At 42.9% G+C, this 19068-nt stretch carries 10 protein-coding genes; 6 read left to right on the top strand and 4 right to left on the bottom strand.

Annotated features, from left to right (window positions below):
- Window positions 1-11: 11 nt before the first annotated feature.
- Genes BMX50_RS17150 through BMX50_RS17140 form a run of 3 tightly spaced genes read right to left on the bottom strand, consistent with a single transcriptional unit; the run spans window position 12 to window position 1997 of the window.
- Window positions 12-347 carry an STAS domain-containing protein gene (locus tag BMX50_RS17150; protein WP_091211744.1) on the bottom strand — a complete coding sequence of 112 codons (336 nt, stop codon included), beginning with the start codon at window positions 345-347 and terminating at the stop codon, window positions 12-14.
- Window positions 322-1485: a PP2C family protein-serine/threonine phosphatase gene (locus BMX50_RS17145; protein WP_091211743.1), complete on the bottom strand. Its 1164-nt coding sequence runs from the start codon at window positions 1483-1485 to the stop codon at window positions 322-324. The genes BMX50_RS17150 and BMX50_RS17145 overlap by 26 nt, the downstream gene beginning before the upstream one ends.
- Before the next feature lie 11 nt (window positions 1486-1496).
- Window positions 1497-1997 (bottom strand): hypothetical protein, encoded by a 501-nt coding sequence (locus BMX50_RS17140; RefSeq protein WP_091211742.1) that lies wholly within the window; start codon window positions 1995-1997, stop codon window positions 1497-1499.
- Window positions 1998-2075: 78 nt separating this feature from the next.
- Here BMX50_RS17140 and BMX50_RS17135 point away from each other — a divergent pair, with 78 nt between their 5' ends.
- From BMX50_RS17135 to BMX50_RS17115, 5 genes are all read left to right on the top strand, one after another.
- Window positions 2076-2999: a glycosyltransferase family 2 protein gene (locus BMX50_RS17135; RefSeq protein WP_091211741.1), complete on the top strand. Its 924-nt coding sequence runs from the start codon at window positions 2076-2078 to the stop codon at window positions 2997-2999.
- A complete protein-coding gene (locus tag BMX50_RS17130) occupies window positions 2996-4171 on the top strand; it encodes a glycosyltransferase family 2 protein (RefSeq protein ID WP_091211740.1) in 1176 nt (391 codons plus the stop codon). Before BMX50_RS17135 ends, BMX50_RS17130 begins: the two co-directional genes overlap by 4 nt.
- A 196-nt stretch (window positions 4172-4367) precedes the next feature.
- Window positions 4368-11054 (top strand): type I polyketide synthase, encoded by a 6687-nt coding sequence (locus BMX50_RS17125; protein ID WP_091211739.1) that lies wholly within the window; start codon window positions 4368-4370, stop codon window positions 11052-11054.
- A 2-nt stretch (window positions 11055-11056) separates the two neighbouring features.
- A complete protein-coding gene (locus BMX50_RS17120) occupies window positions 11057-15076 on the top strand; it encodes a non-ribosomal peptide synthetase (RefSeq protein ID WP_208864732.1) in 4020 nt (1339 codons plus the stop codon).
- A gap of 3 nt (window positions 15077-15079) precedes the next feature.
- A complete protein-coding gene (locus tag BMX50_RS17115) occupies window positions 15080-15820 on the top strand; it encodes a 4'-phosphopantetheinyl transferase family protein (RefSeq protein ID WP_091211737.1) in 741 nt (246 codons plus the stop codon).
- Here BMX50_RS17115 and BMX50_RS17110 read toward each other — a convergent pair.
- Window positions 15812-16537, bottom strand: a complete 726-nt coding sequence (locus BMX50_RS17110; protein WP_091211736.1) for a glycosyltransferase family 2 protein — start codon at window positions 16535-16537, stop codon at window positions 15812-15814. The genes BMX50_RS17115 and BMX50_RS17110 overlap by 9 nt on opposite strands.
- 67 nt (window positions 16538-16604) lie before the next feature.
- On the opposite strand from BMX50_RS17110, the gene pbpC reads away from it, so the two are divergent.
- A complete protein-coding gene (gene pbpC, locus BMX50_RS17105; RefSeq protein WP_091211735.1) occupies window positions 16605-18995 on the top strand; it encodes a penicillin-binding protein 1C in 2391 nt (796 codons plus the stop codon).
- The last annotated feature ends 73 nt before the right edge of the window (window positions 18996-19068 follow it).

The raw sequence follows: 19068 nt of genomic DNA, 5'->3' as shown, positions 1-19068 counted from the left end.
ATAAAATTCGTTTATGCCCCGGTTAAAGCCTCCTGTGTATTTGTGTAGATCCTGAACACCTTATCAAGCCGCACCAATTGAAATAATGATCTGATATCGCTATTTAACCCTACTACGGCAATATCGGCACTATTGTTCATGGCCAGTTTAAGCGCTGATACCAACGCTCCCAAAAAGGAACTGTCTACATAGGTAACCTGCTCAAAATTTACAACAACAAACTTATTCCCGTTATTGATCAGGCTGATCAGCTCGCCTTTAAACTGCTCGGAATTTGACAGATTTGCTTCTTTAAGCTGTATATCCGCAATTAATGCGTTATTAAGCAAATGTGTTTGTAATATCATTAGCTGTTTTTTGAATAAATATTAAACTGCAATCGTCAATTTGTTCATTCGCTTTCTGGTTCAAAAAGCCATCATGTTTCAGACTTTCGAATGAATTAAATTTACCAAGATATTTTGCAATTTCATTGATAAAACTATCCAAATCCGTCTTTTTTCCAACCGGCGTTTCTTTATCAATTAAGCCGTCGGTTATCAGTAATAATTGATCACCAGGTTGCATCGTTAACAAATGCTCATCAAAACCACCCTCTTTGCTAATCCCGAGTAATAGTCCTGATGAGGTGATCCTGTTAATCCTTTGTTCGGCATAACTAAAATATAAAAGCGGTAAATCCCCCGCACCGGTATAACTCAACGTTTCATGTTCCGAATCAATCATAATGAGTGAAAGCGTCGATAAAACTTCACTCACAACCGGGTCATGATAAATAACCAAATTGATTTTTTGCATGATGCTCCTGGTTGACACATCCCCTTCCGAAACACATAGCCTCACCGCCGCCCTTATATAACTCAAATAACCAAAAGAAAAGAACCAGGCGCCCCATTTTTTCCCCATAACATCCCCCATAATGATAAAGGTATACCTGTTATTAATCGTTATGGCATCGATAAAATCCCCTCCAGGATAATTTTCGAAGGATTTATGCCAGAAATCGATTTCAAAACCTCGAATGCGGGGTGTTTCCTGCGGAACAGAATACAAATTTAAGGCCATTGCCGCGCTGCTTAGCTCTCTTATGGTATGCTCATGCCGTTCGCGGATGCTATTCAGAAAATTATTGATCTTTGAAATAACAAAAGTAATAGGCGTATCCTTGTCAATGTAATCAATGGCGTCCATACTCATTCCCGTTATCATATGGGCATGATCAGTAACAGACGTTAAAAACATAAAAGGAATATTCTTATACTCGGGTATGGCTATTAAACTTTGCCTGAACGCAAAACCATCGGTTCCGGGCATCTGATAATCAGATAAAATAAGATCAGGGATTTCCTTTTCAAGTAATGCCATAGCCTCCTCTACACTACCTGCTCTGCGGCTGTCAAAGCCTTCTTTTTCCAACGCCTGGCCAATAACCAGCAAAACAAGCGGACTATCATCAACCAGGAGTATTTTCGAACGTTTCGGCATGGTTTGTGCTTTCAGGAATTGATTTTCCGGAGTATGGCGTTTATAAACAAATATACACCTGTTAATACTATTAATACAGATATTACATCCATTAAAGTTATGCCGTCATCCTTTGAAAAATAAAAAATGGTAAACATTTCAAAATACGGCGGTGCCGGCATAATGATCATGGCTAATCCAAGTACAATCATAGTAACAGAAATCCCTATCAGTACTATCCGCTTTAATTTTTCATGCAACAGATACTTCTTTGATTCACGGCTATCAACCGGGTGTTGGGTAAGTAAAAGCTCAAGGTTTGTTACCATGTCCAGGCGGCTTTGTTCCTGGTTTAAAACGCTAAAGGCATCAAATTTTTGTGAGCCCGAATTATTGTCGACTGCGTTATTTATTTTTTGTTGTACGGCCTTAATATGTTCTTTATCAATACTTCCCTTTTTGAGCAGCTGTATAAGTTCATCAGCTTTTATGTTAAGCAATGCCTCATCATTATCAGGTAGGTTATTCTTCAAAGGAATATAGTGATATAATTAGTTAACTTTTACTCATATTAGCCGTAAAAAAGCCATATTGATAATAACCCTTTTTAAATGAAAAAAGTTTCTGTTGTAACTGTAAATTTCAATCAGCCTTCGGTAACCGAAGAAATGTTATTATCGATTAAAAATACAAGTACTTATAGTAATATCGAAATAATTGTTGTCGATAACGCAAGTAAAGCGGATCCGGTACCTGCCTGGCGAATAAAATATCCTGAAATAATATTTATCCGCTCGGATATTAACCTGGGCTTTGCAGGCGGTAATAACCTCGGGCTCACAGTTGCAACCGGCGATTATATTTTCATGGTAAATAATGATACCGAGTTTACTCCTGGCCTTGTTGAAAAGCTGGTTGAAGTAATGGACGGTAATGCTGCCGTAGGCATGCTATCGCCTAAAATCAAATATTTTAGTGATAAAAACCTGATCCAATATGCAGGTTATACCCCAATGAACTATTATACCTGTCGTAATAGTGTTATTGGGCTGAAGCAAAAAGATGAAGGGCAATTTGACCATATCACTGCCCCTACTGCATATTGCCATGGGGCCGCAATGATGATCAGGAAAGAAGCCATTGAAAAGGCGGGCATGATGTGCGAAAATTTCTTTTTATACTATGAAGAAGTTGACTGGTGCGAGCATATTATCAGGGCAGGTTTTAACGCCTGGGTTTGTACCGATGCCCTTATCTACCACAAGGAATCTGTGTCGGTAGGCAAAAAAAGTAAGCTTAAGGAATATTTTATGAACCGGAACAGGATCCTGTTTATCCGGCGGAATGCCCCGCTGTTCAAAAAGATTTTCTTTTACTTTTATTTTCTGCTGCTTGTAGTGCCCCGCAACCTGGTTAATTATATTAAAGAAAAACAATACGATTTTATACCAATGCTTCTTAAAGCAGTATGGTGGAATTTTACGCATTCAAAAAACAGCAGCAATTTAGGATATCCCATTAACACCATAGCATGAAAATAATTTTAGCCATAAGCCTTTTTATTGTTTTTTACACTTTTGCCGGATACGGTATTTTCCTGTACCTGATCATCAGGATCAAAAGGGCATTTAAAGGCAAAAAAACACTTCCTTCAGAAAATCTGGATGAATTGCCGTCCTGTACTTTGATAATTGCCGCTTATGATGAGGAATATTTTATTGAACAAAAGATCAGCAACAGTCTTCAGCTTAATTATCCCGAGGGAAAACTGAAACTACTTTTTGTTACCGACGGATCATCAGACAAAACCCCTGATATTATTGCCAGGTACCCGCAGATACAATTATTGCACAGGCCCGAACGGGCAGGTAAAATAGCTGCCGTGCACCGTGCCATGGAATATGTTGATACCGACGCCGTTGTATTTACCGACGCCAATACGTTTTTGAATAAAGATGCACTGATAAAAATTTGCAGGCATTACAGCGATGCAACAGCAGGCGCAATTGCTGGCGAAAAACGCGTGCATATTGATGAAAATGCCGATGCCAGTGCGGCTGGTGAAGGCTTTTACTGGAAATATGAATCGGCCCTGAAAAAATGGGACTCTGAACTATACTCGGTTGTTGGTGCGGCCGGCGAATTGTTTAGTGTACGACGTTCGTTATATCAACCTGTTGAACCCGACACAGTACTTGATGATTTTATGATTTCGATGCTGATAGCCGCCAAAGGATACCGCATTATTTATGAACCAGACGCATATGCTACCGAAACAGCATCCGAAAATGTTTCGGAAGAGTTAAAACGGAAAGTAAGGATAGCCGCCGGCGGCATCCAGTCCATTTTAAGGCTTAAAAAATTATTTAACCCATTCCCCTACCCGGTTTTGTCATTCCAATATATCAGTCACCGGGTTTTAAGGTGGACAATTACCCCCTTCCTCCTTATACTTTCATTTGTCCTCAACATCATCCTCGCCCTTAAACCGGGCGAAACAGCTATGCAAGCGTTATTATTGGCACAGGTATTGTTTTACTTGCTGGCATTGCTTGGCCTGGTAATGGAAAAGCGGCAGCTGCGTATCAAAGTTCTTTTTATCCCTTATTATTTTTGTGTTATGAACTATGCAGTATTGGCCGGTATCATTCGTTATTTCAGCACGAAGCAAAGTGCTGTTTGGGAAAAGGTGCAACGAAAGCAGTAAAACATTGATTATTAGTTAAAAGGACAATTATTTTATAGTTTAATATTTTGAATGAATAAAAACACGCCATTAAAATAATTGGTGATAAAGAAGATTATATTAAAAAAATTATCTTCAGCTGCTTTTCAAATTACCTGTCAACTAATTTAAAAGTATTATTCCGATCGCTAATCACGATCAAACCTTATTGAGCCTGATGAATATTGAGCCGGGGATTATTTTAAAAAATGGGGAATCTATTACCCTCACTGTATATGATTTGTTTGACCAACAGCGGATAAAATTACCCGATGCTGTTGCTGTTGTACACAATAACGAAAAATTTACATATAATGACTTGCACCAAAAGGTAGCGGATTTAGCTGCAACAATAACTGCAAGGGCCCGAAACTCAGAAATTATTGGCGTTAGTACATTTAGGTGTATTGAGACCATAATTAGCGTGTTAGCAATATTAAAGACAGGTAAAGCTTATTTACCGCTTGACCCGGACTACCCCGTTGATCGGCTCAAACAAATCGTAACTGATTCTGGAATTGAGTTCTGCCTCACCATCAAACAACAACGTTCAAAATTTGAGGGAGTAGGATTAACCCTGGTAAATTCAGATGATGAGGGTTCAACGCCCCCTGCTGGTTCTTATACAAATCAAAAAACAGATATAGCCTATGTATTATATACATCAGGTTCAACCGGTACCCCCAAAGGGGTGGCTATGGGTAATGCCGCCCTGGTAAACCTGCTGCTATGGCAACAGGAAAATTCTGCTTCTGCACAGGGGATAAACACCCTTCAGTTTGCACCACTAACATTTGATGTTTCTTTCCAGGAGATCTTTGCTACGCTGAGCAGCGGCGGTACTTTGTTTTTGGTTGATGAAGAACTTCGGATAGATCCGGTTAAACTATTGCAGTTTATTGATGAGCACGCCATCAACCGCATATTTTTGCCCTTTGTAGTATTACAATATCTTACTGAAGCCGCCATAGCCAACAATCACATTCCCGTGTCATTGAAAGAAGTAATGACCGCCGGCGAGCAACTAAAGATCACACCGCAGATAGTAAGCTTTTTTAATGCTTTACCACATTGTGTGCTTTTTAATCAGTACGGCCCAACAGAAACTCACGTAGTTACTGAACTGAGGCTGGAGGGCGATGCATCGTTATGGCCTTCGCTCCCATCCATTGGCACTGCGATCAGCAATACGGAGATCATTTTATTGGATGAAAACCTCAACAGAGTCGCTAACGGTGAAACCGGCGAATTATGTGTTTCAGGTATAAGCCTTGCAAATGGTTATCTCAACAAACCCGAATTAACAGCAGAAAGATTTATAGACTGGACGGAAGGCAATAAAACTATCCGGATCTATCGTACCGGCGACCTGGCCCGCTTCATGAGCGGCGGTAATATTGAGTACCTCGGCCGCCGTGATACACAGGTTAAAATACGCGGTAATCGTGTAGAAACAGGTGAAATAGAAGTACTGATCAATCAGCTTGATAATATAAAACAGGCAGTAGTAACTGCCCCTGCAGATGCTGCCGGACAAAAACGGCTTGTAGCTTACCTCGTATCAGCCGGTGATAAAGAAGATACCGGGGCAGTACGCCAATCTCTCGAAGAACAACTTCCTGATTTTATGTTGCCGTCGGCCTATGTGTGGTTGAAAGAACTGCCTAAAACTACCAGTGGCAAGGTTGACAGAAAAGCCCTGCCCCAACCTGATATCAAGTGCCCGGAACTTGATGTACTTTACAAAGCCCCCTCAAACCCAACAGAAAAAAATGTAGCTGCCGTTTTAATAGAGTTGTTACAATTTGACAGAGTAGGCGTTGATGATAACTTTTTCCAGTTAGGCGGTAATTCATTGCTGGCTTTAAAAACGGTGGCATTGTTAAAGCAGCGTTTCGGCTACGAAGTTCCTATTACTAAGCTATATCAATATCCAACTATAGCCGGCATTGCTAAGCTGGTTAATGGAGTAAATAAACTAACCGCTCCTGTCTTAGCACAAAAAACAAATCCGACAGATAGCAATAGGGACGTTGCCATAATTGGCATGGCGGGTAGGTTTCCCGGGGCTGACACTATCGATGAGTTTTGGCAAATCCTTGCCGAAGGCCGGGAAGGCACGAGTTTTTTTACTCAGGAGGAATTAGATAAATATGTTCCCCTTTACGAAAAAAACAACCCTGCCTATGTAAAAGCGCGGGGCATCATTAACGGTGCCGACGAGTTTGATGCCGGATTTTTCGGTTTTAATCCTCGTGCTGCCGAACTGATGGATCCCCAGCAAAGGATCTTTTTGGAGCTTGCCTGGGAAGTATTAGAAAAAACGGGGCATCTGCCCCAAAAGTACGATGGGCTTACCGGCGTATTTGCAGGCTGCGGCTACAATACCTATTACAACAATAATGTATTAACTAATCCTGAAATTGTTGAAACCGTTGGCCATTTCCAGGTACGTACCCTAAACGAAAAAGACTATATAGCTACACGTACTGCCTATCAGCTAAACCTAAAAGGCCCGGCCGTTGCGGTATATTCAGCGTGTTCAACTTCGCTGCTGGCTATAACACAAGCGGTGAGCAGTATCCGCAACGGGCAGTGCCAGGTTGCCGTTGCAGGAGCCGCATCTGTTACATCCCCCCTGAAAAGCGGCCATATCTACGAAGAAGGCGCAATAATGAGCATAGATGGCCATTGCCGTCCGTTTGATGCCGAAGCTTCGGGCACCGTTTTTAGCGACGGTGCTGGTGTGGTGCTGTTAAAAAGCTTTGAAGATGCACAGCGCGATGGTGACACCATTTATGCAGTTATCAAAGGCATTGGTGTAAATAATGACGGCGCGGAAAAAGGTAGTTTTGGCGGGCCAAATGCTTATGGGCAGGCCGGCGCTATAGCCGCAGCAATTGCCGATGCCGGAGTAAATGCATCAACCATTAGCTATGTTGAAGCTCATGGCACTGCAACCCCACTTGGCGACCCTATTGAGATTGAAGGGCTTAACCTTGCTTTCGGCGAGCAGGCTCAAAAACAATTTTGCGCCATAGGTTCGGTAAAGAGTAATTTCGGGCATCTAACGGGGGCTTCAGGAGTTGCAGGGCTCATTAAAACAGTGCTTGCTATGCGTAACGGACAAATTCCGCCGTCCTTGTTTTTCAAAAAGATCAACCCTAATATTGATATAGAAAACACGCCGTTTTTTGTCAATGCGGAGCTTAAACCCTGGGATGCAGAACTAAAGCGTGCAGGCATCAGTTCTTTTGGCGTAGGCGGCACCAATGTACACGTTGTTTTGGAAGAATATAAAACTTCTGAAATAGTTGAACAAAGTACAGACAAACCCTTGAAACTGATTAGTTGGTCGGCCAAAAATGAGCAAAGCTTAGATAAATATGCCGGTAAACTTGCCCACTTTATAGAGGCAAATAAAGGCATCAACCTCAACGATGTTGCTTATACTTTGCAAACCACCCGCGCGGATTTCAACTATCGCAGGTTTGTGATAGCAGCAGATACTGATGACCTGGTTGTGAAGCTGAATTCGGCAAACACCGATCCTGCTGCTACCAAAAAACTGAATACAGTTGCGTCAGAAGTTGTTTTCATGTTCCCGGGCCAGGGCTCGCAATATATAAACATGGGGCACGACCTGTATCAAAATGAGATTGCGTTTAAGGAAGCAGTAGATGAATGTATAAGCTTATTGCAGGGAAGTATCTACGCTGATTTGCTTGACGTTATTTTTGCAGATCGTTCGGACACACAATCGGCAGAAAGAATAAAGAATACACTATATACCCAACCTGCGTTATTCATTTTAGAATACGCCATGGCCAGGTTATGGATGAGTAAAGGTATCCAACCGTCGATATTAATGGGGCACAGCATAGGCGAATTTGTAGCCGCGCATCTTGCGGGCGTATTTAGCCTAAAAGATGCTTTGATGTTGATATCTGAACGGGCACGTTTAGTGAGCAGCGCTCCGCATGGTCGGATGCTATCTGTACGTATTGAAGAAGAACAGCTAAAAGCTATTTTACCTGCCCAACTTTCCATTGCAGCTGTAAACAGCAAAAAACTATGCGTGGTAGCCGGTCCTGAAGATGCTATAACCAGCTTTACCGAAGAGCTTTCTCAAAAAGGGATTCCTGCAAGACTGCTTTTAACCAGTCATGCCTTCCATTCTTTAATGATGGATGATATTGTGGACCCTTTTAAAGCAGTGGTAAAATCTGTAACATTAAATAAACCGCTTAAACCTGTGGTGTCAACTGTAACAGGTACCTGGCTAAGTGAGGCCCAGGCTACTGATCCTGAATACTGGGCAAATCATTTACGCAGCACGGTCCGTTTTGCAGATGCTTTAAATACCGCAACGGAAGATGATAGCAGGTTACTGCTTGAATGCGGCCCCGGAAATATCCTGGCCACCCTGGCTCGTCAGGAAAATGCCGGTAAAAACATTTCTATAATATCCGGTTTTGAGCAAAATGACTCATTAACAGAATATCACAGCCTGTTAAAAACACTGGGCCAACTCTGGTTAAATGGCATCGATCCAAACTGGGAAGCAACCTATTTAGGTCAAAACCGTAAAAAGATTGATATCCCAACCTACGCTTTCGATCATAAACGATATTGGCTCGAACCCGCCGTAACAATAAATATTGTTACAGAAACCTTAACACAACAACAAACAAATATTAAACCTACGCAACCTGTACTGATGAGGAAGGATATTTTAATTGATAAACTTAAAGAGATTTTTGAGAATGCTGCCGGTATCGAGATAGATACCGCTGCCACGGGCATTACTTTTATTGAAATTGGCTTCGATTCTCTTTCACTTACCCAAATAGCTACCAATTTAAAAAAGATCTTCAACGTACCCGTTACTTTCAGAAAACTGTTTGAAGAATATAATAGTCTTGAACTGCTTGCAACTTACCTGGACAACAATCTACCGGCAGATGCCTTTCGGCCACAGGTAGTACCTGCGGTTAACCCTGCATTTCAGCATAGCCAAACCGGCACAACTCCCCAGCAGCTATTGGTTAATCCTTCGATACCCGGTAATAACGGGGCTTTTGCTCATTCAACCACAGGCCAGGGAAACAACGATATCGCCATCAGCTTAATATCTCAACAGTTGCAACTATTAGCCAGCCAGTTAACACTAATCCAGGGAAATACGCCTATAGTGCAAAATCCGGCTGCACAAACATATAACTCACCTGCTCCCATCGCTACACCTGCCAAATCATTATTGTCACTTGCTGCTGATTTTACCCCGGAAGAACAGGTTGAGCTGAAAAAACCATTTGGAGCAACAGCTCGGATCGAAAAACAGGTGCAAGGCTTGAACGATAAACAGCAGGCATTTTTAAAAGACTTAACAGAAAAATATAACGCAAAAACAAAAGGCAGCAAAGCCCAGACACAAAAAGACAGGCCTTACATGGCCGACCCACGTGTAGTGAGCGGATTTAGACCGTTAACCAAAGAGATTGTTTATCCTTTGGTGGTTAACCGCTCAAAAGGCAGCCGCGTTTGGGATATTGATGGCAACGAATATATAGATGCACTTAACGGCTTTGGATCAAATTTTCTGGGTTACCAAACCAATGTATTGAAACAGGCTGTTTTAGAACAGGTTGAAAAAGGATATGAAATTGGGCCGCAGCATGAACTTGCCGGCGAGGTTAGTAAACTCATCTGCGAGTTTACCAATTTTGATCGTGCTGCTTTATGCAATACCGGCTCCGAAGCTGTTTTGGGTGCGATGCGTATCGCACGTACGGTAACAGGCCGCTCGCTTATTGTTGCTTTCAACGGTTCATACCATGGTATTAATGATGAGGTTATTGTGAGGGGTACCAAAAAGCTTAAAACCGTACCTGCCGCACCAGGCATTATGCCGGATGTGGTGCAGAATATGCTGATCCTTGATTATGGCACCGAAGAATCGTTAAAGATCATTGCCGAACGCGCGCATGAGCTGGCAGCTGTTTTAGTAGAACCGGCCCAAAGCCGCCGGCCGGATTTTCGCCCGGTTGAATTTTTGAAACGTGTTAGGGAGATCACCCGCCAGTCGGAAACCGTTTTAATCTTTGACGAGGTAATCACCGGCTTCAGGATGCATCCCGGTGGGGCCCAGGCCGTGTTTGGGATCAAAGCCGATCTTGGTACATACGGTAAAGTAATCGGCGGTGGTATGCCTATTGGCGCTATTGCCGGTATCAGCAAATATATGGATGCCCTTGATGGCGGTAACTGGCAGTTTGGAGATGATTCATCGCCCGAGGCCGGTGTAACCTACTTTGCAGGCACCTTTGTACGCCACCCGCTGGCTCTGGCTACTGCAAAAGCATCGTTAAACTATATGAAGGAAAAAGGCCCTGCCTTGCAGGAGGGCCTTAACGCCATGACCAAACGCCTGGCCGATGCGCTGAATGCCATTTGCGAAAAAGAAGGTTTACCCTTGCATATCCCCTCTTTTGGCTCACTTTGGAAGATCAAATTTGATTACGAACTGGCTTATGGTGAGTTGTTATTCACTTTAATGCGTTTGAAAGGAATCCACATCTGGGACCTTTTCCCTTGCTTTATTACGGCTGCCCATACAGATGAAGAGGTTGATCAAATTATTAATGCCTTTAGCGAAAGTGTTAATGAGCTGATTGAAGTTGGTATTATGCCAACCCACAAACCCGAGCCTGCAAAAGTTGAGCCTGCAAAAAATGGTTTGCCCGCCGAGCCGCCCGTTCCGGGTGCTAAATTGGGCCGCGATAAAGATGGAAACCCCGGTTGGTTTGTAACCGACGCAAATAATCCAGGAAAATATTTACAGGTAAAGATCAGCAACAACTAATTTTGACTACTACTACCCTATACGATACTATCCCGGTTGAATTTGATCCTTTTGCAGGGCCTGAGCTTGTTGCTATTGCCCCTTCAACCGAGCCTCAGTTAGAGATTTGGGCATCATGCCTTATTGGCGGCGATGAAGCTAACTGTGCCTATAACGAATCTTTCGCCCTTCAGCTTTCCGGCTTGCTTGATCAGGAAGCCATGCTTGAGGCATTGCAGGAAATTACCAACATACATGAGGCTTTGCGCTCAGCCTTTAGTGCCGATGGTAAATCTATCTGCATTTACAGAGAATTGCCGCTCGACTTCAAATTCGCCGACATGTCGGAAAGAAGCGCTAACGAGCAGCAATCATTTATTACCGAACAAAACAACCAAAACGCGTTTACCGCGTTCAATCTCATAACCGGTCCGCTGTTTAAGGTACAACTAATTAAGCTTGGCGAAACCGAGCACCGCTTAACCTTTATAGCACATCATATTATTTGCGATGGTTGGTCTATAGGCATCTTGATGCAGGATTTAAGCAAGCTTTACTCAGCCTACGCAAAAGGTGAATTTATACAGTTACCGGAAGCTCCGGCATTCAGCAATTATTCAATTGAACAGGAATTATTTACTGAGAGCCGGGAATACAGGGACACCGAACAATATTGGTTAAAACAATTTGAAGGCAGCAATTATCTGCTCGACCTTCCTGCAGATTTACCCAGGCCAGCAGTACGCACCTACAAAAGCAACCGCCTTGATTTTGATCTTGATAGAGATCTTGCTTCGGCTTTAAAACAATTAGGCAAAACAAATGGAAGCAGTTTCGTAACTACGCTGCTGGCCGCTTTCGAAGTGTTTTTACAGAGGATTACCGGGCAGGAGGAGATCATATTAGGCCTGCCGGCTGCCGGTCAGTCAGCCACCGGCAATTACCGTTTGGTGGGGCATTGCGTCAATTTGCTGGCATTAAGAAGTTATCCGCAAAATGACCAATCATTTCGTAGCTATCTTAAGCAACGCAATTCGGCCATTTTAGATGCATATGACCATCAACTTTATACATTTGGCGAGTTACTGAAAAAGCTCAGCATCCCCCGTGACGCTTCACGGGTACCATTAGTACCCATAATGTTTAATATTGACATGGGCATGGATGATGATGTTGATTTTTATGGATTAAAACATCATTTAACAAGTAACCCGCGCGAGTACGAAAACTTCGAGATCTTTGTTAACATATCCGGGCGCGACGAAGCTTTGATACTGGAGTGGTCATATAACACCCAGCTGTTTAGCGAAAAAGCCATCCGCCACATGATGGATGAATTTAGCTTTCTGCTCAATGAACTGGTTAATGATCCGGATACCCTTATCGGTAATATACCGGCATCTAACCGTACAGCCATAGTTGAAAAGTTAAAATTTTGGAATAACACAGCTATAGCTTATCCTAAAGACAAGGCTTTATATCAGCTTATCAACTGGCAGAGCGGTTCGATAGCAGTAAAATTTAAAGATCAGGGGCTTACATATAAACAGCTAAACGAAATCAGCAACCAGTTAGCCTCAATGCTAATTGCTAAAGGCGTTAAAAAGGGAGACAAAGTTGCTTTCGCTGTTGATCGTTCTATTGAAATGCTGGCGGTTATCCTGGGTATTATGAAGGCCGGTGGAAATTATGTGCCGCTTGACCCGCAATTTCCGCTTGAGCGAATCAATTATATGCTTAGTGACTCGAAGGCTGTTGTTTTATTAATATCTGAAAAGTATAAAGGCCAGTACCAGTCGAACGCCACTGAACTTACATTAGAAACCGAATGGACAAGCCTTTCGCAATATAGCACCGATACGCCGGATGTTACTGTAACCGGCGATGACCTTGCTTATATTTTGTACACATCGGGATCAACAGGAATGCCGAAAGGTGTTCAAATTAGTCAGCATAGCCTGGTTAACTTCCTGTACAGCATGCAAAAAGCACCGGGAATGACTGCCGGTGATAAGCTATTGGCGGTAACTACCATCAGTTTTGATATTGCCGGGCTCGAATTGTTTTTACCTTTACTAAGCGGTGCACAGGTAATTATTGCCGATACCGCTACTGCAAAAGACGGCCGTGCACTGCTGGATATCATCCGCGCAGAAAATGTAACCACCATGCAGGCTACCCCCTACACCTGGCGCATTATGCTCGAAGCCGGATGGGACGCAAGCTTGCCTGTAAAAGTGATCTGCGGCGGCGAGGCATTACCCAAAGAGCTGGCTGAAAGGATCCTCGGAAAAGCCTCGTCATTATGGAACGTTTACGGGCCTACAGAAACTACCATCTGGTCGACGATTAAAGAGATCAGGGCCGAAGACACGGCAATTACCATTGGCCGCCCTATCGATAATACTTCGATTTACATTTTAGATAAAAACCTTAACCCACTGGATACCGGCTCAGTAGGAGAAATTTTTATTGGAGGTGACGGCCTGGCAGCAGGTTATTTAAACCAACCTGCACTTACAGCCGAAAAATTCATCACCGATCCCTTTTCAAATCATCAGGGTGCTAAAATGTACCGTACAGGCGATTTAGGAAGGTTCATGGACAACGGTGAAACCGAGTGCCTTGGTCGTGCAGATGCACAGATCAAAATCCGCGGTTATCGCATTGAAACGGGCGAGATAGAATATCATCTCATCAACAAAGCCGATGTAAAACAAGCTGTGGTTGTTGCCCAGCCGGATAAAAACGGCGTTAACAAGCTCGCAGCGTACATTGTTATAAACGATAATTATATAACCGGGCACGAATCAGCATTAATAAAAAAATGGCGGGCTTCATTGAAAGATTCCCTGCCGGATTATATGGTGCCCGATGATTTTATCGTGATATCTTCTATCCCATTGACCCCAAATGGTAAGGTAGATAAAAAAGCACTTATCCAAAATAGTGCTGTTGCTCCTACCGAAATTGTCAACTTATATGTAGCACCACGAACCGACGTGGAAAAAATGGTTGCCGATATCTGGAGTGAATTTTTAAGTATCGAAAACATTGGCGTTTACGATAACTTCTTTGAGCTTGGCGGCCACTCGCTTATTGCGGTGCAGGTGATGACCCGTATTGAAAAGATTACGGGAAAGCGTTTGCCTTTAGCGGCACTTTTTGAAAATTCGACAGTAGAGAAATTATCCCTGATGCTTGAAATGGATGGCAAGTCAATAGTATGGGATTCACTTGTGCCCATAAAGCCAACCGGCAATAAAATGCCTTTGTATATTGTACATGGTGCAGGGCTTAATGTTTTATTATTTAATGCTCTGGCTATCAATATGAGTCCAGACCAGCCGGTTTATGGCTTACAGGCCAAAGGCCTTAATGGAATAGACGAGCCGCTAACCGAAATTAAAGATATAGCCACGCATTATATATCGGCCATACAAGCTCAAAACCCTAATGGCCCCTATGCTTTAGCCGGTTATTCTTTTGGTGGTATTATAGCTTATGAAATGGCTCAACAACTGGAAGCACAAGGCAAAAAGGTAAAAATGCTTGCCATGTTTGATACTTATGCGTACCGGTCGCCGTTTTTTGATCCATGGCTTACCATGCAAACCAAACGTGCCAAATTCTTTTTGCGCAAGCTGAAGTACAATTTCCTTACCGGCGAAGGTCTTTCTCAAAACATAGCGGGTAAAACGAAAAACATTAAGCGACAGGCAACAAGGCTTTTGTGGCGTTTTAAGAACGATGAACAACAGGAGGGCTTCTTTGGCTATTCCAACAAAATAGATGAGATGAACCAGCAAGCCGAAAGAAACTATCAGCTAAAGCCTTACAATATTTCGATTGAATTATTCAGGGCTAACAGCCATACTTTTTACATGGATGATTTTGAATACCTTGGCTGGCGGCCTTACGCTTTAAAAGGTATCAACGTACACCCTATTCCCGGCGAACATAACTCTATATTTAAAGCGCCTAACGATAAGATCTTTGCAAAAATTTTGCAAAATTGCCTCGATGAAGCAGCTAAAAAATAAGCTATGGATTTAGTAAAGGTTGAAATCCGTTATCTTGACAATGTTGAATGGCAGCAGGACCTAAACCTCACTACAGGCGCTCATGTTGATGTATGGAGAATTAACATAGCCAATCATCTTTCATTTATCGGGGAGCTTACTAAATTATTGCTGCCCGATGAAATAAACCGGGCAGGCAGATATTACCAGGAAAAAGACAGGCAGCGTTTTGTGATGAGCCGCGGTGCTCTGCGGATCATTTTGGGCAGATATCTCGGCCAGCAACCCGAAGACCTCCGTTTTGACATTGGCCCTAATAAAAAGCCTTTTGTAAAAACTACCGGGGCTACGGTCAACTATAATGTATCCCATTCGGATGAGTGGGTAACCATAGCTGTATCAAAAACCGGAGTGGGTATCGACACAGAAAAAATTGATCGTTCATTCGCCTATAAAGAAATCCTTGCCGATAATTTTAGCGAAGATGAAATCAGTTTCATTAATCAAAATAACCCGGAAGAAAAATTCATTCTCCTTTGGACCCGTAAAGAAGCCATTACCAAACTCACGAGCCAGGGACTGGACGAGCGTCTTAAAGACATTCCTTCTTTAGATGGTAATCACCAGATAAACAATAAGATCATCAATTCATCTAAAGAAATTAAGCTTATAACTTTCAAACTTGACGATAACAATTTGGCCACGCTGGCCTATGAAAGTGAAGATCAGGTTGCAATCCGGTTTTACGACATCGACCTACTTTGATTTAAATAAACCGAATTTAAGGATACAGTAAATGGCCCTTACGCCATCCTTCCATCCTATCTTTTTACCTTCTTCATAGGTACGGCCATAATACGAAATACCTACCTCATAGATCCTTATACGGGGAACACGGGCAATTTTCTGGGTAACCTCGGGCTCAAATCCAAAACGCTTTTCGGTAAGTTTAATAGATTGAATAAGCTTAGTGTTAAATAACTTATAGCATGTTTCCATATCTGTAAGGTTAAGATTTGAAAACCAATTTGAGGCAAAAGTAAGCCACCTGTTACCTATGGTGTGCCAGAAAAACAGGATACGATGCGGGTTGCTTCCCATAAACCGCGAACCGTATACCACATCGGCAAAGCCTGCTACAACGGGCTTTAACAAATCGTTATATTCAGCAGGATCATACTCAAGGTCAGCATCCTGGATGATCAGATAATCCCCGGTAGCTTTTGAGATGCCCGTATGCAAAGCGGCCCCCTTCCCCATGTTTACTTCATGTTTAAAGTATTGTATATTAACATCAGGGTTACCAAGCTTATATTTATAAATGGCAGCTTCTGTATCATCCTTTGAGCAATCATTTACAATGATCACCTCTTTTTCAATATCATTGATAAGGTTTACCTCTTTAATTTTGTCTAAAATTAAATGTATGGTATTACCTTCGTTATAAGCCGGGATAATAATTGATAATTTTTGTATCGTCATTTATTGTATTATTGCCACAATTATAGTTGTATAAACCTGAACTGGCTTAATATTTTTATATTTAGTAATGCAATTTGTGCTAAAACGAGCTAAAAGTTATTTAAAAAAGCCTAAAGTAATAGCATCGCTTTTCTTTTTGTTTGTTTTAACCCTCATATTTTGGTTTTGTTTGCCCAAGCCCTTATTTAATAGTCCAACGTCGTACGTAATTGATGATGATCAGGGTCAATTACTTGGGGCATCCATCGCCAGCGACGGGCAATGGCGTTTCCCTTATAATGCCGATGTGCCTGAAAAATTTAAACAATGTATTATCACTTTTGAGGATAAACGTTTTGAGCGCCATCCCGGCTTTGATATTGTTGCTTTCAGTCGGGCCATCAAACAAAACCTCAACTCAAAAAAAGTTAGCAGCGGCGGCAGCACCATCACCATGCAGGTGATCAGGCTGGCTACCAAACATAAACGCAACATATGGAACAAGCTAAAGGAAATTTTCATGGCCATGCGCCTTGAAATAACCTATAGCAAAGGCGAAATCTTAGCTTTATACACCAGCAATGCGCCCTTTGGCACCAATGTTATTGGATTGGATGCCGCGTCATGGCGGTATTTTGGCCGCAGTCCGGATAAGCTTTCCTGGGGCGAAATGGCGGCTATGGCTGTGTTGCCCAACTCTCCTTCGTTAGTTCACCCCGGCCGGAACAGGGCTATATTGCTCCGCAAACGAAATTCGTTATTGGACAAGCTCCATAAAGCGGGTATTATCGACAGTACCACTGCGGCCCTCGCCCGGTTGGAACCAGTACCCGACAGACCAATGCCTTTACCCCAGCTCGCCCCGCACCTGCTGCAACGCTTTAAAGCGGACCACCAGGCAAATCCCGATGGAGATACGCGCATTACAAGCAGTATCAAATCATCGCTTCAACAGCAGGTAAATGATATCCTGGAGCAACACCATAGTTTATTAAAAGCGAATGATATCAACAATATAGCAGCTATTGTGCTTGACGTTGAAACAGGTTCAACCCTTGCCTATGCGGGCAATATAGCCCATCGTGAAGATCCACAGATGGAAAGCGATGTTGATGTAATAGATGCTCCCCGAAGTCCCGGAAGTACCTTAAAACCGCTGCTTTACGCTGCAATGCTGCACGACGGCCTGATATTACCCAACAGCCTGATGCCCGATGTACCTACCATGATAGCTGGTTATCATCCCGAAAACTTTGACCTGGGTTACGATGGAGCCGTACCTGCATCACGGGCTTTATCCCGTTCGTTAAATGTACCGGCAGTTAAAATGCTGCAGCAATATAAATACGAGCGCTTTTATGATTTCTTGCATAAAGCCGGGATCACCACATTAACCAAACCCGCTGATCACTACGGCCTCTCATTAATATTAGGCGGAGGCGAAAACACACTTTGGGAATTAAGTGGTGCCTATGCAGATATGGCTCGTGTACTCAATCATTACAACAAAAACAACGGCAAGTATAATCCTGCCGATTTTCATAATCCGGTTTACGAAAAAAAGGTAAGTACCCGACTGGAACTTCAAAAATCAGGGTTATTGGATGCGGCTTCCATTTATTATACCTTCCAGGCTATGGAAGAAGTTATGCGCCCGGGCGAGGAAATGCTTTGGCAGCAGTTTAGCTCAAGCCAGCGTGTTGCCTGGAAAACCGGAACAAGCTTTGGCTTTCGGGATGGCTGGGCCATTGGAGTTACACCCAAATATGTAGTTGGTGTTTGGGTTGGCAATACTGATGGTGAAGGCAGACCAGGATTAACAGGTATAAATACAGCCGCCCCTGCCCTGTTTGAGATCTTCAGGCTATTGCCTGTATCGCGTGATTGGTTTGAGATGCCCATAGGCGAAATGGTAAAAATAAATGTATGCAGACAAAGCGGTTATCGTGCGGGACAATACTGCCAGGATGTTGACGAACAATATGTACCTAAAAGCGGCTTAAAAGCACCGGTTTGCCCTTACCATCAATTGGTTCATTTATCAGCCGATGCCAAATGGCAGGTAAACGGCAATTGCGAACCACCGGATAATATCCTCAATAAAAGCTGGTTTGTGCTGCCGCCATCTATGGAATACTATTACAAAGCCAGAAACTATCAATATCATGTACTGCCGCCATTTCGCGCGGATTGCGCCCAGGCCGAAAACGGGAACACCATGGAAGTGATCTACCCCAAAAACGACGCTAAAATATATGTTCCCCTCGAGGCTGATGGCACGCGTGGCCGCATGATCTGCAACGCTGCCCACCGCCAGCCGGGGATGAAAATATTTTGGCATTTGGATGATCAATACGTTGGCGAAACCAAAGACTTTCATCAAATGGCCTTAAACCCGCCTCCGGGCAAACATATCCTCACTTTGGTTGACGGCAATGGCAATACAATCAGCATAGGGTTTGAAATATTGAAGAAATAAAACGCGGTTTTGGCCTTCTTAATTTTTCTGTAAACTAAATCCCTATCGTTATTATCTAATAACATTATCATTA

Source organism: Mucilaginibacter gossypiicola (assembly GCF_900110105.1).
In the GTDB taxonomy this organism is placed as follows: domain Bacteria; phylum Bacteroidota; class Bacteroidia; order Sphingobacteriales; family Sphingobacteriaceae; genus Mucilaginibacter; species Mucilaginibacter gossypiicola.
This window is presented reverse-complemented; position numbering and strand designations above follow the sequence as displayed.